At 61.4% G+C, this 25730-nt stretch carries 20 protein-coding genes and 1 pseudogene; 18 read left to right on the top strand and 3 right to left on the bottom strand.

Going from position 1 to position 25730, the window contains the following annotated elements; translation table 11 throughout:
• Positions 1-91: 91 nt before the first annotated feature.
• From F6X61_RS12890 to F6X61_RS12830, 13 genes are all read left to right on the top strand, one after another.
• Positions 92-1306, top strand: a complete 1215-nt coding sequence (locus F6X61_RS12890; RefSeq protein ID WP_153786935.1) for a glycosyltransferase family 4 protein — start codon at positions 92-94, stop codon at positions 1304-1306.
• A complete protein-coding gene (locus tag F6X61_RS12885; RefSeq protein ID WP_153786934.1) occupies positions 1303-2412 on the top strand; it encodes an NAD(P)/FAD-dependent oxidoreductase in 1110 nt (369 codons plus the stop codon). Before F6X61_RS12890 ends, F6X61_RS12885 begins: the two co-directional genes overlap by 4 nt.
• Positions 2413-2427: 15 nt before the next feature.
• Complete coding sequence (locus tag F6X61_RS12880) at positions 2428-3657, top strand: glycosyltransferase family 4 protein (protein WP_153786933.1); 1230 nt, start codon at positions 2428-2430, stop codon at positions 3655-3657.
• 43 nt (positions 3658-3700) lie between these two features.
• Positions 3701-5050 carry a hypothetical protein gene (locus tag F6X61_RS12875; RefSeq protein WP_153786932.1) on the top strand — a complete coding sequence of 450 codons (1350 nt, stop codon included), beginning with the start codon at positions 3701-3703 and terminating at the stop codon, positions 5048-5050.
• Between the two features lie 8 nt (positions 5051-5058).
• The gene (locus F6X61_RS12870) at positions 5059-6528 is read left to right on the top strand and encodes an oligosaccharide flippase family protein (protein WP_178125812.1); all 1470 of its coding nucleotides are present in this window, start codon (positions 5059-5061) and stop codon (positions 6526-6528) included.
• A gap of 27 nt (positions 6529-6555) precedes the next feature.
• Positions 6556-7413, top strand: a complete 858-nt coding sequence (locus tag F6X61_RS12865) for an SDR family oxidoreductase (RefSeq protein WP_153786983.1) — start codon at positions 6556-6558, stop codon at positions 7411-7413.
• 890 nt (positions 7414-8303) lie between these two features.
• Positions 8304-10922 (top strand): hypothetical protein, encoded by a 2619-nt coding sequence (locus tag F6X61_RS12860; RefSeq protein WP_153786930.1) that lies wholly within the window; start codon positions 8304-8306, stop codon positions 10920-10922.
• 253 nt (positions 10923-11175) lie between these two features.
• Positions 11176-12186: a nucleoside-diphosphate sugar epimerase/dehydratase gene (locus F6X61_RS12855; protein WP_153786929.1), complete on the top strand. Its 1011-nt coding sequence runs from the start codon at positions 11176-11178 to the stop codon at positions 12184-12186.
• Positions 12179-13306, top strand: coding sequence for a non-hydrolyzing UDP-N-acetylglucosamine 2-epimerase (wecB, locus tag F6X61_RS12850; protein WP_153786928.1), 1128 nt, complete (start codon positions 12179-12181; stop codon positions 13304-13306). The genes F6X61_RS12855 and wecB overlap by 8 nt, the downstream gene beginning before the upstream one ends.
• A 9-nt stretch (positions 13307-13315) precedes the next feature.
• Positions 13316-14284, top strand: coding sequence for an SDR family oxidoreductase (locus F6X61_RS12845; RefSeq protein ID WP_153786927.1), 969 nt, complete (start codon positions 13316-13318; stop codon positions 14282-14284).
• On the top strand, positions 14281-15291 hold the full coding sequence (locus tag F6X61_RS12840; RefSeq protein WP_153786926.1) for a glycosyltransferase family 4 protein: 1011 nt from the start codon (positions 14281-14283) through the stop codon (positions 15289-15291). Before F6X61_RS12845 ends, F6X61_RS12840 begins: the two co-directional genes overlap by 4 nt.
• 92 nt (positions 15292-15383) lie before the next feature.
• Positions 15384-17381 carry a nucleoside-diphosphate sugar epimerase/dehydratase gene (locus F6X61_RS12835; protein WP_178125811.1) on the top strand — a complete coding sequence of 666 codons (1998 nt, stop codon included), beginning with the start codon at positions 15384-15386 and terminating at the stop codon, positions 17379-17381.
• Between the two features lie 165 nt (positions 17382-17546).
• Positions 17547-17873, top strand: coding sequence for a ComEA family DNA-binding protein (locus F6X61_RS12830; protein ID WP_153786925.1), 327 nt, complete (start codon positions 17547-17549; stop codon positions 17871-17873).
• A gap of 56 nt (positions 17874-17929) precedes the next feature.
• Here F6X61_RS12830 and F6X61_RS12825 read toward each other — a convergent pair whose 3' ends face one another.
• Positions 17930-18097: a DUF2897 family protein gene (locus tag F6X61_RS12825; RefSeq protein WP_110992543.1), complete on the bottom strand. Its 168-nt coding sequence runs from the start codon at positions 18095-18097 to the stop codon at positions 17930-17932.
• Positions 18098-18280: 183 nt separating this feature from the next.
• Between F6X61_RS12825 and pyrF the strand changes: the two genes are divergently transcribed.
• Entirely contained in the window at positions 18281-18982 is a 702-nt protein-coding gene (gene pyrF, locus F6X61_RS12820) for an orotidine-5'-phosphate decarboxylase (RefSeq protein ID WP_110992544.1), read from the top strand.
• A gap of 37 nt (positions 18983-19019) precedes the next feature.
• Here pyrF and F6X61_RS12815 read toward each other — a convergent pair whose 3' ends face one another.
• Positions 19020-20021: an NADP-dependent oxidoreductase gene (locus F6X61_RS12815; protein WP_153786924.1), complete on the bottom strand. Its 1002-nt coding sequence runs from the start codon at positions 20019-20021 to the stop codon at positions 19020-19022.
• A gap of 178 nt (positions 20022-20199) precedes the next feature.
• On the opposite strand from F6X61_RS12815, the gene F6X61_RS12810 reads away from it, so the two are divergent.
• Positions 20200-20961 (top strand): SDR family oxidoreductase, encoded by a 762-nt coding sequence (locus F6X61_RS12810; protein ID WP_153786923.1) that lies wholly within the window; start codon positions 20200-20202, stop codon positions 20959-20961.
• An 8-nt stretch (positions 20962-20969) separates the two neighbouring features.
• Here F6X61_RS12810 and F6X61_RS12805 read toward each other — a convergent pair whose 3' ends face one another.
• Complete coding sequence (locus F6X61_RS12805; RefSeq protein WP_153786922.1) at positions 20970-22145, bottom strand: MFS transporter; 1176 nt, start codon at positions 22143-22145, stop codon at positions 20970-20972.
• Positions 22146-22265: 120 nt separating this feature from the next.
• On the opposite strand from F6X61_RS12805, the gene F6X61_RS12800 reads away from it, so the two are divergent.
• The 3 genes and pseudogenes from F6X61_RS12800 to F6X61_RS27585 all read left to right on the top strand — a co-directional run bounded on the left by F6X61_RS12800 (position 22266) and on the right by F6X61_RS27585 (position 25718).
• Positions 22266-23663, top strand: a complete 1398-nt coding sequence (locus F6X61_RS12800; RefSeq protein ID WP_153786921.1) for a PLP-dependent aminotransferase family protein — start codon at positions 22266-22268, stop codon at positions 23661-23663.
• A gap of 117 nt (positions 23664-23780) precedes the next feature.
• Positions 23781-24812: pseudogene (locus tag F6X61_RS27590) on the top strand (methyl-accepting chemotaxis protein); the annotation flags it as partial.
• 33 nt (positions 24813-24845) lie between these two features.
• Complete coding sequence (locus F6X61_RS27585; RefSeq protein WP_371923700.1) at positions 24846-25718, top strand: methyl-accepting chemotaxis protein; 873 nt, start codon at positions 24846-24848, stop codon at positions 25716-25718.
• Positions 25719-25730: the final 12 nt, after the last annotated feature.

Here is a 25730-nt window from a genome sequence, read left to right as displayed (position 1 = left end):
TGCATGAGCGGCAAAGCAATGAAAGCAGGCGCCGAAATCTGCAGGTTTCGGCGCGCAGGCTCGCGAAGGAGCGGCATTTGAGGGGGAAGGCATGAAGGTGCTGTTTCTGCACCCGGCGGGCGCCTTTGGTGGCGCCTCCAAAAGTTTGATCGAGCTGTTCACCTGCCTGAGATCGATGGGCGTTCAGGGGACCGTGCTGACCCCGGGGGGGAGCGCCGTACCGGCATTCTCCAAGGCCGGCATGTCTGTTCGAACCGTCAAGGGGCTTAGCCAGTTCGACAATACCCGTTACGGTCATTATCGCCGGTTGCGCTGGATCATTCTGCTGCGGGAACTGCTACTGCTGCCGTTCTCGCTGGTAGCAATCTGGCGCTTGCGCCGCGAGCGATTCGATCTGCTGCATGTCAACGAAATCACGCTGCTGCCGCTAGCCCTGCTGGCCAAGCGTTTGCTGCGGGTTCCAATGGTAGTTCACGTACGCTCACTGCAACGGGCACCGGGGTCGGATCTGCGTACCCGGGTCATCAACAACTGGCTGCATCGCTTCGCCGACGCTGTGGTTGCCATCGACCATACCGTGGCGGCGACGCTGGACCCGTGCTTGCCGGTCACGGTGGTGCACAATGGCCTGGGTATCGATGGCCCTGTCGCTGGCCCTGTTGCGCGCGCAGCCGCGCAGCCCGTTAGCGTGGGGTTCCTTGGGGTGTTGATTGCCCTCAAGGGGGTCTACGAGCTGGTGGAGGCCATGCGCATACTCAAGCAACGGGGCGTCAGGCTGCAGTGCCTCATCGCTGGTGAGAATGCTCGAGAGCTGTCAGGGCTCAAGGCATGGGTGCTCGCGCGGTTGGGTTTTGCCCGTGATGTGCGGGCTGACCTCGAGCGTCTTGTCGAGCAGCATGGGCTGCATGAGCATATCCGGCTGCTGGGCTTCGTGGGGGATGTGCGGACCCTCTATCCGCAGCTCGACATCCTGTGTTTCCCATCGCATCTGGACGCGGCCGGCCGGCCGGTTTTCGAGGCGGCGTTCTACTCGATACCCAGTGTGGTGGCGGTCGCCAACCCAGTGGAGGACGCAATCATCCACGAAGTGACCGGCCTGGCCATTGCCCGGCCCGACCCTGAATTACTGGCCGATGCCTTGCAACGCCTGGTCGAAGACGAGGCGCTTCGCCTGACCTTGGGGCGCCAGGCTCGGCAGTGGGCCCAGGACAACTTCGCGATACAGCCCAATGCCGAGCGAGTGCATCAGTTGTACCTGCAACTCGTGTCATGCCCTTCGAGCCCGGAACCGGACAAAAGTAAATGACAGATATCGATTGCATGGTCATAGGCGCTGGTGTCATCGGCCTGGCCTGCGCCGCGCAGATGGCTCGTGATGGCAACAGCGTGATGCTGGTGGAGCAGGAGTGCCGGATCGGCGACCACACCTCCAGCCGCAACTCCGAAGTTATCCACGCCGGCATCTACTATGCACCTGGGTCGCTGAAGGCGCGCCTGTGTGTCGAAGGGCGCGAACTGCTTTACCGCTGGTGCGAGGAGCGCGGGGTGAGCCACCGACGGATCGGCAAGCTGCTGGTCGCGGTGAGCGAAGCAGAAATCGATGCGCTCGAGGCATTGCAGCTCAATGCCCGGCGTTCGGGCGTGGAAAGCCTGCAAGAAGTGTCGCGGGCCCGCCTGCGCGAGATGGAGCCTGCCGTCGCCGGCGTGGCTGGGCTGTTCTCGCCGCAAACCGGCATCATCGACAGCCATGCTTTCATGGAGTCATTGTTGGCCGAAGCGCAGGCCCATGGCGCGGATCTTGCGCTGGAGACGCGGGTCACGCGCATGGCGCCCTCAACCGAAGGGTGGGTTGTCGAAGGGGTGAGCTGTGGCGAACCCTTCAGCATCACGGCGCGCAGGGTGATCAATGCGGCCGGGCTGTTCGCCAGCAAGTTGGCCGAGGTAATCGAAGGGCTGGCGTCTGAGCATGTGCCTGTCACCTACTGGTGCCAGGGGCGATACTTTTCCTACGCTGGTCGCGCGCCATTCAACCACTTGGTCTATCCAATGCCGGAGGCAAACACGGCAGGCCTCGGCGTGCACGCTACCCTGGATCTTGGCGGGCAGGTGCGCTTCGGGCCTGATGTCGCCTGGACGCAGTCGCTGGACTACCGGGTGGATGAGTCTCTTTGCGAGGGATTTTCCTACGCCATAAAGAGATATTTCCCTTCGATTGACAAGAAGAAGCTACGTCCCGGATACAGTGGGATAAGGCCTAAACTTTCCGCTCCAGGCCAACCAGCTGCCGACTTCATGATCCAGGGGCCAGAAGTACATGGTTTGCCTGGGTTGGTTAATCTTTACGGAATTGAATCGCCCGGGCTGACAGCAAGCCTTGCAATTGCACAGCATGTTTCCCGGCTATTTGACTGAGTTTCCTGGCGCCCCATGAAGATCCTCGTTCTCTCGCAATATTTCTGGCCTGAAAGTTTCATCATCAACGACATCGTGCGCACCCTCGACGAGCAGGGGCATGAAGTGGTCGTGGCAACCGGCAAGCCCAACTATCCGGATGGCGACATCTTCGAGGGCTACCAGGCGGGAGGTACGCAGCGCGAGCGCTACCTCGACCGTGTCGATGTCGTACGTGTACCGCTGTGGCCCCGGGGGGCGGGTGGGGCGAAGAACCTCATTCTCAACTACCTGTCGTTCGTCCTGTCGGGGCTGTTCTGCCTCCCCTGGTTGCTGCGCAAGCGTCAGTTCGACGCGATCCTGGTGTTCGCGCCGTCGCCCATTCTCCAGGCTATCCCAGCGATACCGTTGAAGTGGCTCAAGGGGGCACGGTTGGCATTGTGGGTACAGGACTTGTGGCCAGAGAGCCTGGCGGCCACCGGTTTCGTGCGCAACCGTCATGCCCTGCGTTTGGTCGGTTGGCTCGTACGCGGCATTTATCGCTGCTGCGACACCTTGCTGGTGCAGTCGCGCGCCTTCGTCGAACCGGTATCGCGCTACGCGGCCCGCGACAAGATCGTCTACTTTCCCAACTCCATGGATTCGCGCGCCATGGCGCAAGCCCCGGCATTGCCAGAGCCATTGGCTGAGGTGCTAGCCGGCCACTTCTGCGTGGTATTCGCCGGTAACCTGGGGACCGCCCAGGCGCTGGACACCCTGGTCGAGGCGGCCGTGCAACTGCGCGACGATGCCGACCTGCGCCTGGTCCTGGTGGGCAGCGGCAGCAGGCTGGCCTGGCTGCAGGAGCGCAAGCAGGCCCTGGGCCTCGATAATCTCATTCTGCCGGGGCGTTTTCCCATGCAGGTGATGCCGGCCATCTTTGAGCGCGCTGCGGTGTTGCTGGTCTCGCTGAGCGACCAGGACATCTTTGCCCAGACCGTACCGAGCAAGATCCAGGCATACCTCGCCGCTGGCCGGCCGATAGCGGCCAGCCTTAATGGCGAAGGTGCACGGGTGGTGATCGAGGCCGGCGCCGGCATGGCGTCGGCGGCCGAGCAGGCCAGTGCACTGGTGGATAACCTGCGTCGGCTCAAGGCCATGGATGCATCCGCTCGCGAACAGATGGGGAGTGCCGGGCGGGCCTACTTCGACCAGCATTTCGAGATGAGCGCCCAAGTTCAAAGGCTAGTGCACATCCTTTCAGGTAACATCGCGCCAGGACGGTAGCGGTAATGTTTGGCAGGAGGTTGTCATGTATGAGTTTGTCTAAATGATTTCTATTATCAATGCGGCGCAAATCAAAAGGCATTTCCCAATATTTGTAATATTGGCGATCTACCTGCCTGCCGCATGTTTGGGGCATTACTTGTTCAGAGATGAATCCTCTAGGGATTTTCTGATCTTGCTGCTTCTTTTCAGTTTGTCCTACGGCATTAGTTTTCCTTACTTTTCCCGACTCTATGTTTCCATGGCGCGCCGCGCGGCGGTGATGCGCGATGTTTCATCTTCTTGTTGGGAAGCGCTGGCATGCGGCTGCTTGCTGATTTATCTCATGGCGCTGGCGTACGTCTCCTGGCGGGCACCCTCAGTACCTTTGTTGGTTGCTCTCAACGGCGGCAGCCTCATGGATATCGCCCATTCGCGCAGCCAGTTTCTAGCCGGGCTCACAGGTTTTGAAAGCCTGCTGCGTTACGCGGTATTCATCCTCGGTCGCTCGATCATACCGCTGATTCTGGTGGCAGCCTTCATGGCCGGCGCTCGCGCGAGGTTTGCCTTGCTCGGGGTGGTGCTGGTGCTCTCGCTGTTATCCATGGAAAAGGCCGCGCCGATTTTCGTGCTGTTGCCTCTGGTCCTGCATTACGCCTTTGCGAAGAACTGGAGGGCCTCGGTGTGTGTGCTGCTGCTGTTGGTGGGCAGTATCTTGCTGATGTCGTTCCTGGCCATGGGTGGCAACAGTAGTCCGGCGGCGGACACTGGTGCGGCCGTGGCCAGTAGCGAAGCTGCCGACATGAGGTTGCCGGCCGGCACGCTGATCACTGAACCTATCGCTCCCCCGGAGCGCTCACTGCTTCCGTATTACCTGTCCGTGAAATACGACACGGAGGAGTACAGGTTCGATCCGGCGACTGTCACCGGAAAGGCGACCTTGCTGCTTAACCGAATTGTCTGGGTGCCTTATGTCACTGCTTACAACTGGCTGGAGTTTCAGCGAATCGTTCTGCAAGGGCACAACACCTACGGGCGCTCGATCAGCCTGGTACACCTGCTTTACGGTGAGCCGAAAATGAACCTGGAGAAGATGGTATATGTCTTCGAATACGGAGCATCTCCGGGCGGGGAGGGGGGATCGAACACGGTGTTCTTCGTCGATGCGAAACTGGCGTTCGGCTGGTTCGGCGCAATTGCCTATTCCCTGCTGTTTACGTTCTGCGCCGCCTGTATCCTTGCTTCGGGCAGGCGTGAACTGATCGTGGCGAGCATTGTCTGTTTGCTGGTTGCTTCGGTCAGTTCGTTGACCGCGACACTACTCAGTGGTGGGCTGTTCATCTACGTGGTGTTGTCACTGCTGACAGGCACGCCTTCAAACCGCAGTATTGCCGGCCAGGAGACCGCGCGATGAGTCCAGGGATGGCGATTTCGACGTTCAAGACCGCAAGCGGGCAGTTTTTCGGCCTGCTGTTCGGCGCGTTGGCTGTCAAGCTGCTGGCAGTCCTCACTGGGCCGGCGGGTGTGGGGCTGTATTCGGTGCTGCGCCAACTGCAGCAAATGCTTTCGTCGGTGGCCTCGGTAGGCGGACAGAACGCCGTTGTGCAGGGCATGAGCAGCCATACCGGAACTGCACGGCAGCGCTTTTTCCTCTCCACGCTTTACGTGTTCCTGGGCATGAGCCTGCTCATGTGCGGTGCGGTGCTTGCCGGTGCTGATCTGATCGCCGATTTTGCGCTGGCCGGGGATCATGCCTCGGCGGTGCGCTGGCTGGTGATCCCCATCACGCTCGGCACGCTGCTGTTCTTCCTGCGAGGGGTACTGACGGCAGACATGCAGTATGGTTCGGTGGCGATGATCAACCTGCTCACCGGCCTGGGGGCGGCGTTGGTCGCTTTGCCGGCGGGGCTGGCTTTCAGTCGGGGCTACCCGGAACTGCTGGTGCTGATGGTGGGAGGGGGGCTGGTGCCGGCACTGCTGATCGCACTTGTCCATGTGCGTCGGCTCGGCTACCTCGGCAGCCTCGCCGAGCTTGCGCCCAGAGGTGCCAGTCGTGAGGCGACGATACGTTTTCTGCAGGTGGCACTGCCGTCGCTGTTGTCGCTGATGTTGACCATGGGATGCATCCTGGTGGTCCGGGCCAGTGCCGTGCACTTGTATGGCCTGGAAGGGGCTGGCCAGTTCGATGCGGCCTGGAGCATCAGTGCCATGTACCTAGCATTATTTCTGACTTCGCTGCAAAGCTACCTGCTGCCGGAGTTGAGCAAGACGGCGAATGGCCACGCCTTGCACGCCGCACTGTCCAAGGCATTCCATTTTGCTTTGATGCTATCCTTGCCGCTGGTCGTCAGTCTGGTGGTTTTCAAGCCGCTGGTGATGAACCTGTTGTTCAGCAAGGCGTTCCTGCCTGCACTCGACGTGCTGCGCTGGGTGCTGCTAGGCGACTTTGTGCGAGTGCTGGGCTGGGTCATGTCTACCACGCTGATGGCCCGCGCCGACATGAAAGGCTACGCGTTGGCCGAAGGGCTCTGGAGCCTGGTCTTTGTGTCTGTCGCGCTGCTGTTGCTGCCGTATGGTATCGAGTGGGTCGGCGTGGCTTATCTGCTGGCGTATATCGCGTACCTGGTTTTCCTTGGCTGGCGCTTGTGGAGGGTACATGGCGCCAGGCTTCCACTGCGTCGGGTCGGCCAGTGGTTTGCCGCGCTGGCATTGATCATCCTGGCCTCCTGGCTGTGCTGGCATGAGCAACAGGTCCTGTCCTGGTCGATGCTGATGATCATTCCGGCCTGCCTGTTCAGTTGGAGCATCATGCAACCAGACGAGCGCGATTTTGCCCGGCACCTGGTCACTCAAGCCTTGGGGCGTTTGAAGCGGTTTACTGGCCGGCGCTGAGCCGGCCTCAGTTTTTTGAGGGAAGTGATGAAAATTCTGGTTCTGGGTGTAACCGGCATGCTGGGCAATGCCGTTTTTCGCGTGTTTGGTGCAGACCCTGCGCACGAAACATGGGGCACATTGCGCGGCCAGGCGGCCTTGCGTCACTTTCCCCTGGCCAGCCACGACCGCCTGATCAGCGGTATCGATGTACTCGACCAGGACGCCTTGGCTGCGGTGCTGGGCAAGGTGCGCCCCGATGTAGTGATCAACTGCGTCGGCCTGATCAAGCAGTTGGCCGATGCCAAGGACCCGCTCACTGCGTTGCCCATCAACGCCATGTTGCCGCACCGTCTGGCTCGGCTGTGCAATCTGGCTGGCGCACGGCTCATCCACGTCAGTACCGACTGCGTGTTCGACGGGCGCAAGGGCAACTACCTGGAAAGCGATCTCTCCAATGCCGAGGACCTGTACGGTAAATCCAAGTACATCGGCGAACTGCATGACGCACCCAACGCGATCACCCTGCGCACCTCGATCATCGGGCATGAGCTGGGCTCCAGCCATGCGCTGGTCGACTGGTTCCTGTCCCAGCAAGGTAGCGTGAGAGGGTTCACCAAGGCCATATTTTCCGGTTTGCCGACCGTTGAGCTGGCACGGGTCATGAAAGACTTTGTCATTCCCCGTCCTGCACTCTGCGGGCTTTATCATGTTGCTGCAGAGCCGATCGCCAAGTTCGATCTGCTGGGGTTGGTTGCAGCCGAATATGGCAAGCAGATCGAGATCCGACCGGACGCCACGCTGGAGATTGATCGTTCGCTCGATGGGGCGCGTTTCCGTGAGGCAACGGGTTATGTAGCGCCCGCCTGGGGGGAGCTGATCCGCGGTATGAAGATGGGCCGCTGAAGGGCTCAGTCCAGCGCCAGCAGCAAGTGCCAGGCGCTTTGTGTGTCAGGCAAGCAGAGACTTGTCTGGCCGCGAGTATCTCTCGCGGGGTATAAGCCTGATCAAGTAGGCATCATGTCGAGAGCAAGACTTGATGCCTACAATCCCGGCACCACAGTTCTCAAGCAGAACATTCCCGTTATGCCTGCACGATGGAAGTCCAGCGTACGAGCGGCGCCGTCAATGTGTTCGATGTCGTGTCACTGGTGAAGCGCAGTGAATATGGGCTGTCGCCGGTATGGCGTTTACCTCATCCGGCGTCATGCGCTGCGGTTCTGGCGCGATGGCAGTTCCTACCAGTTGCTCGTTTAGCTCTCAATCGTTTAATTGCAGGGATTGCATAGACCTCGCCTAGCCCAAGGCGCTGAACACTCGACCATGTACTTGGGCGTGCCGTTTTTCGGCAACTGGGCCTCTTGGGATCCCGACAGTGTTATCCACTCCGAGGTTCTCGATATTCTCGCCTTGCAGTCAGGCGCAAAATCTCCATCAATCATGGAATTGTGAGCGTTGACCGTAGGATTATTCTGATTTTCTTCCCTCCACGCTGATCTGACTTGTCGTGAGTGTATAGTCACCTTCCGAAGTCACCCGTTCCATATATATTTACAGCCACTATTTTGGTTGGTTGTGAGTGTGCGTTGCTGGGATGTTATTTCTCGGTTTTGCTCTGTCTGATTGCTTTATAAGTGGTTGGGTTTTAACTGGCCGCAGTCGGTACTCGCGCCTTATGAAGCAAGTTCGAATGATGGCGTAAGGCCACCAGTCTCTGATGGTGGGTTTTCTCGGCGTATCACAGGTATGCCTATTAGGCAGTCGCACGTAGAAACTGATAACCCGGTCAGAGAGTCATGATGCACGTATTTGCTTTTCCTGTAGCGGTAATGACCAACCTATTCGCCATGATGGTTCTGATGATCGCTCTGAGTTTGTTTGGTAAATCAGAAGTGGCGGCTGAGGTGGGGTTGGTTCATGGTGCTACAGTGGCACTGTTCTATTCATTTTCAGGCAACGCGCGCAGCCTGATTATTTCTGACGCAAGCTCTTTGTGGGCGCCCCAGATTCTGCGCTGGCGAATGTTGCTGCTAGTGCCATTGTGTATTGCAGCCTGGTTGCTATGCGCTGGTAGTCTGCAGGGGCGGGAAGCATTCATTGCCCTGTTGATTTTTAGACGGGCCATGGAATGGTTGGCTGAAGTTTTTCTCAGTGAGCAGGAACGGCATCAGCGATTTGGTGAATGCATTGGGTTTACCCTGATCCAATGCGCTGCCTTGATACTCGTGTCGATGGCCATCATTTTTGACAGGGCGGTCATTGCAGTGACCTTTATTTGGGCATGTTCGCCGTTGCTGAGCTGTATAGGGAGTAATTTATTCCGGCAGGCGCTGGTGTGTGGTGTGGGCATGTTTAGTGGTTTGCGCAAATTGTTACCTCATTTCGGTTCAACACTGGCGATTGGTGCTTCCGTATATATAATTCGGCTCTTCATGATTCTGTTGCTCGGCAAACAAAGTGCGGGTGACCTGTTTGCTGCGTTTGCCCTTGGCGGCATCATGGGCGCAGTTTTTTCCCAGGCACTGGGTGCGACGATGGTTCGCAATGAAGCGTCGCTCAGAAATAGTAAATTCAGAAAGCTCTTCAATATTCTTCTGCTGGCAATGACGTTGGCGGGTATCACGCTGGCGCTTTCAGTTTGGCATGTCCCGGAGCTGTTGGCCTGGACATCAAAGAGTCATGTTTTCTGGATGGCCGTTAGCTGCTCTTTGGTTGGAGGGACGGTAATGGTTCTCGCTCAGCAATTACGATTGCAGCTCCTGCAGAACCGTGCCGGATGCGATGTTTTTGGCTCCGATGTGTTGGCGAACTTGCTTCTGGTTGGTTGTGTGCCGCTCTTGTTTTTTGGCATGGGTGAAACCTACCTGGCGAGCTTGTATCTGGTTGGTGCTGTTCTATCACTGGTTTTCTATTTAAGTGAAGATTGGTCTGTGATCATGGAAAAATATCGAGGCGGTCGGATGGTGTCGAACCTGCGGAGGATGGCTGGTGTTGGTGCAGGGCAGCAGGGGTGGGGAATGCTGCTGTTGGTGATCGGCTTGTTCACCCCCATGTTTGTTCAGTGGGGGCTCGGTCTTTATCATGCGGATAATTATTATGACAGTGGCGGGCGGCTGGCTTCGCTTCCCATTCCCCTGTCTGTGGTTTTTTGTTGTGCGGGTATAGTGCTCATGGGTGGGTATGCGCGTGCGCGCAGGGTGTTGCTCGTCATTTTTTCTTCATTCGTGGCGATGTGCTTGAGCTTGTTGGCGTTTGCGCAAGAGTCTGGCGTCGGTATTAACATGAGTAAGCTTGTTTTAATGCTGCAGTATTTGCTGCCGATGTTTGCATTAATTGCAGGCGTGCAGGCTGGTAGCATATGCGATGCTCTGCGTGGCCTGGCGCGAGGGGTGCTTGCTGTCCTGCTGGTTGTAATAAGTCTGCAGCTGGTTGCTACGGTGGTTTTGGAAAAGCGGATATTAAGCGAGTCAGCATTATTGTTTGGGGTCTATCAGGGGTTGCAGTATGTGCCGGTTATATTTGTCGGCGGGTACCTGATCGCGCTTTATACGCTTTGGTGTGATAAATCGACACATGCATGGTTGCTGGTGCTTGGAGGGCTGATAGGAGCCTATGCAGCGCTCTCAATCTCGGTGCTTGCCCTGTTCCTTTTGTCGGCGGGGGGGCTGATATTCATGGTGACAAATCTGTTCGCGGGCGTTCACCGTGTTCGGGTTCTGGTTCTGGCGGCTCTATTGGCGGCAGGTTTGGGAGGGGGGGTAGTGTATGCGTCCGGAAGTCCGTTGCACTCGCTCAAGTTCAATATGCTGTTTGCTGCGGCTAAGCCTGTCGTACAGCCTGTGCAAAAAAAATCGCCAGTCACTACGGGGCCGGCACAGCCTTCTGCTTCGACCGCCGGCGTTCCGCGAGTGGCAACCACCGCCGTTACAGCAGCATGCGCTGGTGGCGAGGAGGGTAAGCGCCTCGCGGTTCCGCTCAATTTGATCGAACGATTGAAATTTTGGGACTTTTACCTTGAGGGGGTACAAGAAAGTTGGACGGCCTTCCTCCTGGGGCATGAGCGCCCCCCTGAGCGAAGCGTTTTCCCAAGTGCTCATAATTACTACCTTGATCTTGTTTATAATTTTGGCTTTCTGGCGCTTGCGCCGTTGCTCATGCTGATGTTGCACACGCTCCATTGTATTTTTAAGCAGGCGAATCGAATTTTTAACGAGCCAGGAATGTTGGCGGTTACAGTGGTCGTGTTGTTTATCCTGCTGATTGACAACTCACTCAAGGTCGGGATGCGCCAGCCTTACCCTGGTATCGTTTCATTCTTCCTGTGGGGCTTCCTCCTCGCCTGGCTGTGGCGCTTTGAAAACGCTGCAAAAACGTCAGCGGCCGAGACTCGTTGCCATGCTGGGCGTGATCAATGATGTCGATGTGGATGCGGCCTTCGTCAAAAGTGTGCCGTAGCCTGTATGATGCGTCAGCCGTGCGATGGGCCAGCTCCGTTACGATCAGGCAGAATGGCAAGCCGCTTGATAGTCCTGTGCACCAGGCCTGGTTGATGTGCATGGCTTTGCGTGTGCCTGGGTGACGCTTCAGGCATGGCCAGCATCATAATTGGCATGCGTTCATATCATTTCGTGCACCGCGTTGGCTGCACGCACCTGCTGGGAAGGTTCTATGTTCGACAATAAGGTATTGATGATCACCGGAGGCACCGGCTCCTTCGGTCACACGGTGTTGCGGCGTTTCCTCGATACCAACGTGCGTGAAATCCGCATTTTCTCTCGCGATGAGAAAAAGCAGGAAGACATGCGCATCGCCCTGGCCAATGACAAGGTCAAGTTCTACATCGGTGATGTACGCGACAGCGACAGCCTGAAACAGGCCATGGTAGGCGTCGACTACATCTTCCACGCTGCGGCCCTCAAGCAGGTGCCTTCGTGTGAGTTCTACCCGATGGAGGCCGTGCGCACCAATGTCATCGGCACCGAGAACGTGCTCAATGCCGCCATAGCCTCTGGCGTCAAGCGAGTGGTGGTGCTGTCGACCGACAAGGCCGTCTACCCGATCAACGCGATGGGTATTTCCAAGGCGATGGCCGAGAAGCTGGTGGTGGCCAAGTCGCGGATGATCCCGCAGGGTGGCACGGTGGTCTGCTCCACACGCTATGGCAATGTCATGGCATCACGCGGCTCGGTGATCCCGCTGTTCATCGAACAGATGCGCAACGGCGAGCCGTTGACCGTCACCGACCCGGCCATGACCCGCTTCCTGATGTCGCTGGAAGACTCCGTCGACCTGGTGCTGCACGCCTTCGAGCATGGCGAGCAAGGGGATCTTTTCGTACAGAAAGCCCCGGCTTCGACCGTGGGCGACCTGGCTCAGGCGCTGAAAGAGATGTTTGCCAGCGACAGCGCGCTGCGGGTGATTGGCACCCGTCACGGCGAGAAACTCTACGAGTCGCTGGTATCCCGTGAAGAGATGGCCAAGGCCGAGGACATGGGGCGCTACTACCGCATTCCCGCCGACAATCGCGACCTCAACTACAAGAAGTACTTCGTCGAAGGCGAGGAGAAGATCTCCGAGCTGGAAGACTACACCTCGCACAACACCGAACGCCTTGATATCGCGGGCGTCAAGCAGTTGCTGTTGAAACTGGACTACATCAAGGAGCAACTGAATGCTTAAGGTCATGACCCTGGTCGGTACCCGCCCCGAGCTTATCAAGATGAGTCGGGTGATCGCCGAGCTCGATCGCCAGGTCAACCATGTTCTGGTGCATTCCGGGCAGAATTACGACTTCGAACTGAATCAGGTGTTCTTCGACGACCTGGAAATTCGCAAGCCCGATCATTTTCTCGGTGCCGCTGGCGAGACTGCCGCGCAGACCATCGCCGAGGTGATCGCCAAGGCCGACGCAGTATTCGAGCAGGAACAGCCCGACGCGCTGCTGCTCTACGGGGATACCAATACCTGCCTGGCGGTAATCGCCGCCAAGCGCCGCAAGATTCCGGTGTTCCACATGGAGGCGGGCAACCGCTGCTTTGACCAGCGTGTTCCCGAAGAGCTCAACCGCAAGGTGCTCGACCACCTGTCCGACATCAACATGGTGTTGACCGAGCATGCCCGCCGTTACCTGATCGCCGAGGGTATCCGCCCGGAAACCATCATCAAGACCGGCTCGCACATGCATGAAGTGCTCGAGTACTACATGCCGAAGATCGAAGCCTCCGACGTGCTGGCGCGCAGCGGCCTGGAAGCCGGCAAGTTCTTCATCGTCAGCGCTCACCGTGAAGAGAACGTGGACAGCCCGGACAACCTGCGCGACTTCCTGGCCACCCTGCGTGCCCTGGTGGAGCAGTACGGTTACCCGGTGATCGTCTCGACCCACCCACGTACCCGCAAGCGCCTGGAAAGCCTGGGTGAGAACCTGGACCATCCGCTGATCCGCTTCGTCAAGCCGTTCGGCCTGCTGGACTACATCAAGCTGCAGATGTCTGCGTTCTGTGTACTGTCCGACAGTGGCACCATCACCGAAGAAGCCTCGTTGCTGAACCTGCCGGCGGTGACCCTGCGCAATGCCCACGAACGGCCGGAGGGGATGGACGAAGGCACGCTGATCATGAGCGGCCTCAAGGCCGAGTCGGTACTGGCAGCTGTCAAGGTGATCACCAGCCAGCACCAGGCCGGCCAGCGGCAGATCCCTGTGGTCCCTGATTATGAGGGCGGCCCGGTTTCGCAGCAGGTCGTGCGCGTGGTGCTGAGCTACACCGACTACATCAATCGCACTGTCTGGCGTAAAGCCTGAGTGCCCGGCATGGCTCAACGAGTCTTCCTGACCGGAGCAACGGGGTTCGTCGGTTCGGCGGTCGCCCGGCGTCTGCTGGCTGATGGCTGCGGCGATTTGCGCTGCGCTGTGCGCAGTGAAGCAGCCGATGTGCCGTCGCCAGCGCAGGCTGTGCTATGCAAGGACTTCGCCGAGAATGATGGTTGGCAGGCTGCATTGGGCGGTGTGGACGTGGTCATCCACAGCGCAGCCCGCGTGCATGTGATGAACGACACCGAAGCGGACCCGCTGGCTGCGTTTCGCCGGGTCAATGTCCAGGGCACGCTCAACCTGGCACGCCAGGCAGCGGCTGCTGGCGTCAAACGTTTCGTGTTCATCAGCTCAATCAAGGTCAACGGAGAAGGTACGCCCCCTGGCAGCGCCTACCGTGCCGATGATACCGCTGCGCCTCAGGACCCTTATGGCGTATCCAAGCATGAGGCCGAGCAGCAACTGCTTCAGTTGGCGACCGAGGGCGCGATCGAGGTGGTCATCATTCGACCGGTGCTGGTCTATGGCCCAGGAGTCAAAGCCAACTTCCTGGCCATGATGCGTTGGCTCGACCGCGGTGTGGTATTGCCGTTTGGCGCCATCGGCAATCAGCGCAGCCTGGTTGCACTGGACAACCTGGTCGACCTGATCGTGACCTGCGTATCACACCCTGCGGCTACCAATCAGATTTTCCTGGCCAGCGATGGCGAAGACCTGTCGACGACACAGCTGCTGCGGCGCATGGCGGCGGCACTGGGCAAACCGGCCCGGTTGCTGCCCATCCCCGCCTGGGTGCTGACCCTGGGCGCCACCTGCCTGGGGCGCAAGGCGCTGTCGCAACGCCTGTGTGGCTCATTGGCGGTGAATATAGACAAAACCCGCACACTGCTGGGGTGGACCCCGCCGGTCAAGGTGGATGCCGCATTGTCGGCCACCGCCCGGCACTATCAGGATTCAGTTCGCAAATGATCTATTGGTTACTCCCCCTGATTGTCGTCATCTCGCTGGTGATGACGGCGTTGTTGCGCCGTTACGCGTTGGCCAGAAGCATCATCGACATCCCCAACGCGCGTAGCTCTCATACACTGCCGACACCTCGCGGTGGTGGCGTGGCGATAGTGGTGGCGTTCCTGCTGGCGCAGCCCCTGCTGGCCTGGGCTGGCCTGTTGGACAGTGCTTCACTCGTCGCATTGTTTGGTGCCGGGCTGTTGGTCGCTGTCATTGGTTTCATGGACGACCACGGTCATATTGCGGCGCGCTGGCGCTTGCTCGGGCATTTTTGCGCTGCGATCTGGGCGCTGGCCTGGCTCGGTGGCCTTCCCCCCCTGCAAGTGTTCGGCATGAGCTGGTCATTGGGATGGGCCGGGCATGTGCTGGCCGCTTTCTACCTGGTCTGGATGCTCAACCTCTACAACTTCATGGATGGCATCGACGGCATCGCCAGCGTCGAGGCGATCACTGCCTGCCTGAGCGCTTGCCTGCTCTACTGGCTGGCGGGCGAGACCTCGCTGATCTGGGCCCCACTGTTGCTGGCGGGCGCGGTGGCGGGCTTCCTGTTCTGGAACTACCCTCCGGCACGAATCTTCATGGGCGATGCGGGCAGCGGTTTTCTCGGCATCGTGCTGGGCGGGCTCTCGCTTGTCGCGGCCTGGCAGTCGTCGCAGCTGTTCTGGGCCTGGCTGATCCTGCTGGGTGTGTTCGTGGTTGATGCGACGTTCACCCTGGGCCGGCGCCTGCTACGGGGAGAGAAGGTTTACGAGGCCCATCGCAGCCATGGTTATCAGTTCGCCTCGCGCCGTTACAAGAGCCACAAGCGAGTGACCTTGGCGGTACTGGCAATCAACCTGCTCTGGTTGCTGCCCATCGCTGTTGTGGTCGTTCATTGGCAACTGGATGGTTTGCTGGGGCTGTTGATCGCGTATAGTCCTTTGCTTGTATTGGCCCTCAAGTTCGACGCTGGCAAGCAAGAAAACTAAGAGCATATCGGCCATGACCGGTATCATGCGGTAACCGTGTTTACTGAATATTGACGTCATATCCGCGGGATGCGGAGGCGGGATCAACTCTGATGATGGATAAATTGAGGGCAGCCCTGCTGGGGCTGCCGCGTCGCTACAAAAGGGCGCTTCAAGTCGCTGTAGACCTGCTGCTGGTCTGGGTTGCGCTGTGGATGTCGTTCATCGTGCGCCTGGGGTTCGAGGACGCCGGCAGCCCGGTGCTCAACCATCCGTGGCTGTTCCTGGCCGCCCCCGCGATCGCCATTCCGATCTTCATCCGTTTCGGCATGTACCGGGCGGTGATGCGGTACTTCGGCAACGATGCACTCATGGTCATCTTCAAGGCCGTCGGGCTTTCCTCACTGCTGTTGGCGCTGGTCGTCTACTGGTACAGCAACCATGCCACCCTCGTGCCTCGCTCGATCGTCTTCAACTACTGGTGGTTGAGCCTGGTCATGCTCGGCGGCCTGCGCCTGGTGATGCGTCAGTATTTCATCGGCGACTGGTTTACCACTGCCCAGCACGTCCCCTTCACCAATCGCGATGATGGGCTGTTGCGTGTGGCCGTCTATGGTGCCGGGGCAGCAGGCAACCAATTGGTGGCTGCCTTGCGCATGGGCCGCTCGATGCGTCCCGTGGCGTTCATTGATGATGACCCAGGCATTGCCGATCGGGTCATCTCCGGCTTGCCAGTATTCAAATCGCGCAATATCCAGCGAATGATCGATGCCACGGGCGCCCAGGAAATCCTCATGGCGCTACCCTCAGCGAGCCGTGGGCGCAGACGTGAGATCCTCACTTACCTTGAAGGATTCCCGCTGCATGTGCGCAGTGTGCCCGGGCTGATGGACCTGGCCAGTGGTCGGGTCAAGGTCGATGATATCCAGGAGGTCGATATCGCCGACCTGCTGGGGCGCGATGCGGTACCGCCCGAGGCCGGCCTGTTGCAGCGCTGCATCACCGGCAAGGTGGTGATGGTGACTGGTGCCGGGGGGTCGATCGGTTCTGAGCTGTGCCGGCAGATCATGGGGCTTGGGCCGACCACCTTGCTGTTGTTCGAGCACAGTGAGTTCAACCTCTACAGCATCCTCACCGAGCTGGAACAGCGTTGCCAGCGCGAGTCACTGAGCGTTCGACTGCTACCGATCCTGGGGTCGGTGCGCGATGCCAACAAGTTGCTGCACATCATGCAGACCTGGCAGGTCGAGACCGTCTACCACGCGGCCGCCTACAAGCACGTGCCGATGGTCGAGCACAATATCGCCGAAGGCGTGCTGAACAACGTCATGGGGACGCTGCATGCCGCGCAGGCGGCGATGCAGGCCGGTGTCGCCAACTTCGTGCTGATCTCCACCGACAAGGCGGTGCGCCCCACCAACGTCATGGGCAGCAGCAAGCGCCTGGCCGAGATGATCCTGCAGGCGCTGAGCCGGGAGAGCTCCCCTGTGTTGCTGGGCGACAATCGCAATGTCTCGCAGATCAACTCCACCCGTTTCACCATGGTGCGCTTCGGCAATGTACTGGGTTCGTCGGGCTCGGTGATCCCGTTGTTCCGCCAGCAGATCAAGGCTGGTGGGCCGTTGACCGTGACCCACCCGAAGATCACACGCTACTTCATGACCATCCCGGAAGCCGCGCAACTGGTGATTCAGGCCGGCTCCATGGGGCAGGGCGGCGATGTGTTCGTGCTGGACATGGGCGAGCCGGTGAGGATCGTCGAGCTGGCGGAGAAGATGATCCATCTCTCGGGCCTGAGCGTACGCAGCGAGCGTAATCCAGCTGGGGACATCGCCATCGAGTTCACTGGCCTGCGTCCTGGCGAGAAGCTCTATGAGGAGCTGCTGATCGGCGACAACGTCGAGGCCACTCGCCATCCGATGATCATGAGCGCCCATGAGGACCACCTGGCGTGGGAAGCGCTCAAGGATCGCCTTGGCCAGTTGTTGACGGCGGTGGCGACGGATGACTACGGGCGGGTGCGCCAACTGCTGCGGGAAACGGTGAGCGGTTATGCACCAGATGGCGAAATTGTCGACTGGATCTACCAGCAGCGTCGGCTGGAACCATAGGAAAAAGCCCGGCCTGATGCCGGGCTTTTCTTTGCTTCAACGCTTTGAATTATCTCGAAAAATACTCGCACCTTGAGCGGTTTGCCGTGGGCAGCACGGCCATCTACCGTAGCAGGGCAACCAAGGAAACGTTGCCTTTCAATTAGCCTCAAGGAGTGACTTCCCATGCGTAACACTGTCCTGTCGTACCTGCTGCTTCCGCTTTTTGCCGGGTTTTCCTTTTCGCTCAGCGCTGCCCCCACCAGCATGCCTGCCGAGCCAGTGCCAGCAGTGATGCCGGCCGAGCAGGCAAACAATCGGGTAGATCTGAACACGGCCGATGCGCAAACCCTGCAAAAAGCACTGAACGGCATCGGTCAGGCCAAGGCACAGGCCATTGTCGCCTACCGTGATGCCAACGGGCCGTTCACCTCCGTGGATGAACTGCTCGAGATAAAGGGCATAGGCAAAGCGCTGCTGGAGCGCAATCGTGACAAGCTGATGGTCGAGTAAAGCAGGCTGGAGCCGATCGGCACCCGCTGGTCGGCTCTTCATGACGGCAATGTTGTTCAGCGGTCTTGCGCATCCTTGGCATCCGCCTCGGCATTGCGCTCGTGGACTTTCTTCAACTGCTCCTCGGTCAACGGCAGTTTTTTCGCCGTATCCCGCAGCATCATCAGCCCGCCAACGATCGAGCCAAGGGCGACGATGAGTATCAACCAGGCATACCAAGGCATCGATGTTCTCCTACAAACTGAAGATGACAGCACCTGCATGGTATTCGAACCATGGCCGTGTGCGATGGTTCAATTATAGGAGTGGCCCACTGCCAGGCCAATTCTCATGACCCGCGGCCCCCAAAGGCCATGCCACTTCGTTTACAATGCGCGCCGTTTACGACTTGCCAAGAGACCGCGCCCATGTCCGCCTGCCAGACGCCCCTGATCGTCGCCCTGGATTTCCCTACCCGTGACGCCGCCCTGAAGCTGGCTGACCAGCTCGATCCGGCGCTGTGCCGGGTCAAGGTCGGCAAGGAACTGTTCACCAGCAGCGCTTCGGGGATTGTCGAAACCCTGTGCAGCAAGGGTTTCGAAGTGTTCCTCGACCTCAAGTTCCACGACATCCCAAACACCACGGCGATGGCGGTCAAGGCTGCAGCCGAAATGGGCGTCTGGATGGTCAACGTGCACTGCTCCGGTGGCCTGCGCATGATGTCGGCCTGCCGTGAGGAGCTGGCCAAGCGCAGCGGCCCACAGCCATTGCTGATCGGCGTGACCGTGCTGACCAGCATGGAGCGTGAGGACCTGGCGGGAATCGGCCTGGATATCGAACCGCAGGAGCAGGTATTGCGCCTGGCGGCACTGGCCGAGAAGGCCGGGATGGACGGCCTGGTGTGCTCCGCGCTGGAGGCCCCGGCGCTGAAGGCCGCGCACCCGTCGCTGCAACTGGTCACCCCGGGTATCCGCCCGGCGGGCAGTGCCCAGGACGACCAGCGCCGGATCCTGACCCCGCGCCAGGCGCTGGATGCAGGTTCCGACTACCTGGTGATCGGTCGCCCGATCAGCCAGGCGGCGGATCCGGCGCAGGCGCTGGCCGCTGTGGTCGCTGAAATCCGCGGCTGATTCGAGCCTGCCGGGGCTGCCTTGCAGCCCCGGGACATCAGACCTTCAACACCAGCTTGCCGAAGTTTTCCCCGCTGAACAGCTTGAGCAGCGTCTCTGGGAAGGTTTCCAGCCCCTCGACCACATCTTCCTTGCTTTTCACTTTGCCGCTGGCCAGCCAGCCGGCCATTTCCTGTGCGGCCTTGCCGTACTCCTTGACGTAGTCCATCACCACGAAGCCTTCCATGCGCGCACGGTTGACCAGCAGCGCCAGGTAGTTGGCCGGGCCTTTGACCGCTTCCTTGTTGTTGTACTGGCTGATGGCGCCGCAGATCACCACCCGCGCCTTGAAGTTCAGGCGTGACAGCACCGCGTCGAGGATATCGCCGCCGACGTTGTCGAAGTAAACGTCCACACCCTTCGGGCATTCACGCTTCAGGCCCGCCAGCACGTCCTCGGCCTTGTAGTCGATGACGCCGTCGAAGCCCAGCTCGTCGAGCAGGTACTGGCATTTCTGTGCGCCGCCGGCGATGCCGACCACGCGGCAGCCTTTGAGCTTGGCAATCTGCCCGGCGATGCTGCCCACGGCGCCTGCCGCACCGGAGATCACAACGGTCTCGCCTTCCTTGGGCTGGCCGACGTCGAGCAGGGCGAAGTAGGCGGTCATGCCGGTCATGCCCAGGGCGGAGAGGTAGCGGGGCAGGGGGGCCAACCGTGGGTCGATCTTGTGCAGGCCCTGGGGTTCGCCGGTGAAGTAATCCTGCACGCCCAAGGCGCCGCTTACGTGGTCACCGGGCTTGTAGTCCGGGTGCTGCGAGGCAACCACTTCGCCCACGCCGAGGGCACGCATCACCTGGCCCAGGCCAACTGGCGGGATATACGACTTGCCTTCATTCATCCAGCCGCGCATGGCCGGGTCGAGGGACAGGTACAGGTTCTTCACCTGAATCTGGCCCGCGCCGGGTTCGTCAGCCGGTACCTGCTCGAAGGTAAAGTCGTCGCGGCGCACGGCGCCGACCGGACGCTTTGCCAGCAGGAAACGGCGGTTGGTCTGGGGCATGGCGGATTCTCCTGAACAGGTTAAAAGAGGGTCGATGATCGGCTGTGATTATGTACTGCGTCACGCAAAATCACCGCAAACGATAGTAGTCCAACCGTGCCCCTGATGATGCTGCCCAGCCGGCAGGCGGGCTGACTAGACTCAGCCTCGACTCAATTTCTCCATGCAGGAGCCAGCAATGAGCATGACCTTCTCCGGCCAGGTAGCCCTGGTCACCGGCGGTGCGGCGGGTATCGGCCGGGCGACGGCCCAGGCGTTCGCCGCCGAGGGGCTGAAAGTGGTGGTGGCCGACCTGGATGCGGCCGGCGGCGAAACCACGGTGGCGCTGATCCGTGAGGCGGGTGGCGAGGCCCTTTTCGTTGCTTGCGACGTGACCCGCGACAGCGATGTGCGCCAGTTGCACGAGAAGACCGTGCAGGCCTATGGCCGGCTGGACTACGCCTTCAACAATGCCGGTATCGAGATCGAGAAGGGCCGCCTGGCCGAGGGCAGCGAGGCCGAGTTCGACGCCATCATGGGCGTCAACGTCAAGGGTGTGTGGCTGTGCATGAAGTACCAGCTGCCTTTGCTGCTGGCCCAGGGTGGTGGCGCGATCGTCAATACCGCCTCGGTGGCGGGCCTGTCGGCGGCGCCGAAGATGAGCATCTATGCCGCGTCCAAGCACGCGGTGATCGGCCTGACCAAGTCGGCGGCGATCGAGTATGCGAAGAAGGGCATCCGGGTGAACGCGGTATGCCCGGCGGTGATCGACACCGACATGTTCCGCCGTGCTTACGAGGCCGACCCGCGCAAGGCCGAGTTCGCCGCGGCGATGCATCCGGTCGGGCGCATCGGCAAGGTCGAGGAGATCGCCAGCGCGGTGCTGTACCTGTGCAGTGATGGCGCCGCGTTTACCACCGGGCACAGCCTGACCGTTGATGGCGGTGCGCTGGCGATCTGATTGACCCGTCAGCGCTGGGCAGGTGGCAGCGGGTTCACCCGCGAACGGGCCGGCCAGGTTATCCACAACCGCCACGCCACCCCCGCACACCCCAGCAGCAACACCGTGCCGAATACGCTCAGCGCCAGGCGCGACCCCAGCCTGTCGCTGAGCAATCCAGTAAAGATCACCGGCAGGCTGAACCCCAGATACGCCAGCAGGAAGAACCCGGCACTGGCCCGGGTCTTCTCGCTGCCGGCGAGCTGGTTCACCGCAGCCAACCCACCCAGGTAGATAAAACCGTAGCAGGCACTGCTGGCGGCAATCGCGCCCAGCAGCACACCGGCCAGCTGGCCGCTGTCGGCGCCCCAGGCCAGCAATCCATAGCTGCAGGGCAGAATCAGCAGTCCGAGCAGTGTGGCCTGGGCGCTTGGCAGGCGCCGGGCCATGGGCTGGAACAGCAGCCCGCAACTGATCACGCAGAAGGTCGAGAACCCCGACCAGGCACTCAGGTCGTGTTGGCGCAGGATCCCCGGCAGCAGGGCGATCACCAGGCCGACACAGGCCCACGCGAGCAGGATCGCCAGGCCGTAGGCCAGGCTGCCGGCGGGGTAGCAAGGCAGACGCAGCATGGCGCTGCGCTGCGCCGGGCGCGGGTCGGGCAGTCGCCACACCAGCAGCACTGCGATGCCCGCGAGCAACAGTTGCAGATGAAAGCTCGCCGGTGCCAGGGTGGGCCCGCGCAGCAGGCACAGGCTGGTCAGCGCCGCGCCCAGGCCGAAGCCCAGCGAGGTGCTGGCCGTGACCCAACTGGCGGCGCGGCCGCTGTCGCTGCCCGCCATCAGTTCGCCCATGTAGGCGGTGGCCGTGGCCGATGCCCGCCCGGTACCCAGCCCCAGGAGCATGCGCGCGACGCCCAGTGCCTGCAGGCTTGGGAATAGCAGCATGATCAGCGTGGCGAGCATCGACAGGGCCAGGGCGGCGATGATCAGCGGGCGTCGCCCGACCCGGTCGGCCAGCCCGCCAAGGGCCAGCAGCACCGGCAGCACGCCGAGCACATAGCCGGAGAAGGCCACGGCGGTGGCTGCGGCGCCACGGCCGGCGAGTTCGGCATAGGTGATGTACAGCGGTGCCTGCAGGTTCACCGCGAGGGTGATCAGACACAGCGCGAAGGCCAGCAGGGCCGGGGCATAGCGGGTGGGCATGAGGGCATCCGTAAAGGGGGAGTGTCTGTCGGCAGCATCGCGGCTGTGGGGTTGCCCAACAAGGCACACTCCCCAGGCATTTGTGCTTAACTGTTCGCCCAAAATCAGCGAACACTTGCCATGCACCTGAATCTGGATCGCCTGCAGCCAACGCCCCTGGTCCAGCAACTGACCGAACAGTTGCAAGCCTGGATCGAACAGCAACGCCTGCGCCCCGGCGCCCGCCTGCCGTCGATCCGCACCCTGGCCAAGGCCCAGGCGGTAAGTGCGTCCTGCGTGATCGAGGCCTACGACCGCCTGGTGGCCAGCGGCTGGCTGGTGGCGCGGCACGGTGCCGGTTTTTTCGTTGCCGAACGCAAGCCAGGGCAACAAGTGGATGCCGGCAGCGCCTGGGGCGAGGCTACCGACGGCAGTTGGCGCCTGTTCCGTGAAGGCCATGAAGCGCTGCTCAAGCTCGGCTGCGGCTGGCTGCCGGTAGCCTGGCGCGCCGAGGCGGAACTGGCGCAGGCCGTGCGCCAGGTCAGTCGCGGCGAGCCCGAGGCGCTGTTCGACTACTGCCCGCCCCTGGGCCTGGCCAGCCTGCGCCTGCAACTGCACAAGGGCCTGGCGCGGCTCGATATCAGCGCCGAGCCCGAGCGCATCCTCACCACCCAGGGCATCAGCCATGCCCTCGACCTGCTGGTACGCACCCTGCTGGCGCCGGGCGACACGGTGCTGGTGGAGCGCCCCGGCTACTACAACCTGTTCAACCTGCTGCGCCAGCACGGCGTGCGCATGCTTGAAGTGCCCCGCACGCCCACCGGGCCGGACATTGGCGAACTCGAGCGGCTGCTGGTCGAGCACCGGCCACGCTGCCTGTTCACCAACAGCCTGTACCAGAACCCCACCGGCACCAGCCTGACCCCCAAGGTCGCCTATCGCCTGCTGGAACTGGCCCGCGAGCATGACCTGCGGATCATCGAGGACGACCTATACGCCGACTTCCAGGAAGGCCCGGCCACCCGCCTGGCCACCCTCGACAGCGAGCAGCGGGTGATCTACCTGGGCAGCTTCTCGAAAACCCTCAGCAGTTCGCTGCGGGTGGGCTACCTGGTCGCGGAACCGGCGCTGATCGCCCGCCTGGCCGAGTTGAAGATGGTCAGCGGCATCGGCACTTGCCGCTTTGCCGAGCAGGTGATCGGCCAGATGCTTGCCAATGGCAGCTACCGCAAGAGCATCCAGCGCCTGCGCGTGCGCCTGGGGCAGCACATGGCCAAGCTCCTCGGGCAACTGGAGGCGTGGGGGTGGGAGGTATTGTGCGAACCCTGTGGCGGCATGTTCGTCTGGGCCCGCTCGCCCGGGCGCGACTTTGCCGCTCTGGAGCGTCTGGCGCTGGAACATGCCGTGCTGCTCACGCCCGGCAGCGCCTTCGACCCCCAGGGGCGGGCGTGTGACTGGCTGCGCATCAATGTCGCGTACGGGCAGGACGTCCGCGCCCAGGCGTTCCTCCGACATGCGGGGCGACCTCCAGCGGCCTGAAAGCGACACGCTCATAGCTAAATGACACCATTCTGACGCCAAGCTCTTGTGAGGTGGCTGCCGCCGTTGTCACTCTTGCTTCTCGGAAAAGCCCGACAAGGCAGAGGGGAATCGGTGATGGCGGTGACCAAGCACGGTGTTCTGGCCAATCTGGGCATGGCCCGCAAGCTCGGTTTGGGCTTTGCCTTGGTGCTGCTGCTGACACTGCTGGTGGCAGCCATCGGCGTCTACGCGCTGTTCAGCGTCGGCCAGCGCTTCGACGGCTTGCGCCAGATGGCCCAGTTCAATACCGACCTGCTGCGCCTGCGCCAGCACGAGCAGGCGTTCGCCCTGCGCTCCGACATCACCGAAGCCGATGCGCTGCGCACTGGCCTGCAGGGCCTGCTCGAGCGCGCCCGTGGCCTGCCGGGGCTAGCCTCGACCGAAGGCGAACTCGGCGCCTACGGCCAGGCGTTCGACCAGTTCGTCCAAGCGGTGCAGGGCAAGGAGCTGGCGCTGGACATGGCCAGCTGGTCGGTGTCCAGCGTGGCCAACAACCTCGATGTGCTGCAGGCCGGCCTGGCCGATGACGGCACCTACACCCTCAAGCAGTCGCAAGGCCAGCAGGGCGGCGAGTTTCTCGAACAGGCCGGCCAGGTGGCGCAGGTGTCACGGCTGATGCTGCAGGCCATGGATGAAGCCCGGGTGCGCCTGGAGCAGAGCCGCAAGGGCGGCGAGGTGGGCCAGGGGCGCATTGCGCAGACGGTGGAGGCGGCCAGCCTGGTCGAGCAGCTCAAGGGCGCGGTGAGCGATGCCGGTTACCAGAGCGTGCTGGGCGAGGTGGCCGGGCATATCGCCAGCTTCTCCGACAAACTCAATGAATACACCGACCTGCTGGCGCAGGAGCAAGGCATCAAGGCCCAGTTGCAGGCCCGCGCCGAACAGGTCACGGCGCGGGTCGACCAGGCCTACAGCGCACAGGAACAGGCGATGCAGGCCGAGCTCGCACGCAATGCCGTGGCCATTGCCGCCGCCACCGCGCTGGCGCTGCTGGTCGGGGTGCTGGCGGCCTGGCTGATCACCCGCGCGGTGGTCGCGCCGCTCAAGCGGGTGATCATCCGTGCCCGGCGCATCGCCGCCGGTGAGCTGGCCATCGAGGCCGAGGCGCCGCGCAAGGACGAGGTCGGCCAGTTGTTGCAGGCCATGCAGCAGATGGCCGAGGGTTTGTCCGGTGTCGTCAGCGGCCTGCAGCAAGGCATCGAGCAGTTGGCCGGCAACGCCCAGGCGTTGTCGGCCGTGACCGAGCAGACCAACCGCGAAGTCGGCAGCCAGAAGGACGAGACCGAGCAGGTGGCCACCGCCATGCAACAGATGACCGCCACCGTGCATGATGTGGCGCGTAATGCCGAGCAGGCGGCCGAAGCGGCCCAGGCCGCCGACGACAAGGTCGAGTCCGGCCAGCAGGTGGTGCGCCAGAGCATGCAGCGCATCGAGCAGCTGGCCGCCGCCGCCGAGACCGCCAGCTGCGGGATCGACAGCCTGAGTGCCGAGATCCACACCATCGGCGACGTGCTGGAGGTGATCAAGAGTGTCGCCGAGCAGACCAACCTGCTGGCGCTCAATGCCGCCATCGAGGCCGCTCGCGCCGGTGAGCAGGGGCGTGGCTTCGCCGTGGTGGCCGATGAAGTGCGCGCCCTGGCGCGGCGTACCCGGCAGTCCACCGAAGAGATCGAGCGCCTGGTGGCCAGCCTGCGTGGCAATGCCCAGCAGTCGGTGACGCAGATCCGTGGCAGCACCGAGCTGGTGCGCCTGGCGGTGGCCGATGCGCTGCAGACCGAAAGCGCGCTGGGCAGCATTGCCGCGGCGGTGTCGTTGATCCAGCAGATGAACCAGCAGATCGCCGCGGCGGCCGAGCAGCAAAGCTCGGTGGCCGAGGAGATCAGCCGCAGTGTCACGCAGATCCGTGGCAGTGCCGATCAGGCGGCGCTGGCGATGGAGGACAATGCCCGCTCAAGCGTTGAACTGGCGCGGCTGGGGGATGACCTGAAGGGGATGGTGGGGCACTTCCGCTTGTGATTGGCCGTGGTG

This window comes from Pseudomonas sp. EMN2, from assembly GCF_009650555.1.
GTDB lineage: Bacteria > Pseudomonadota > Gammaproteobacteria > Pseudomonadales > Pseudomonadaceae > Aquipseudomonas > Aquipseudomonas sichuanensis.
This window is presented reverse-complemented; position numbering and strand designations above follow the sequence as displayed.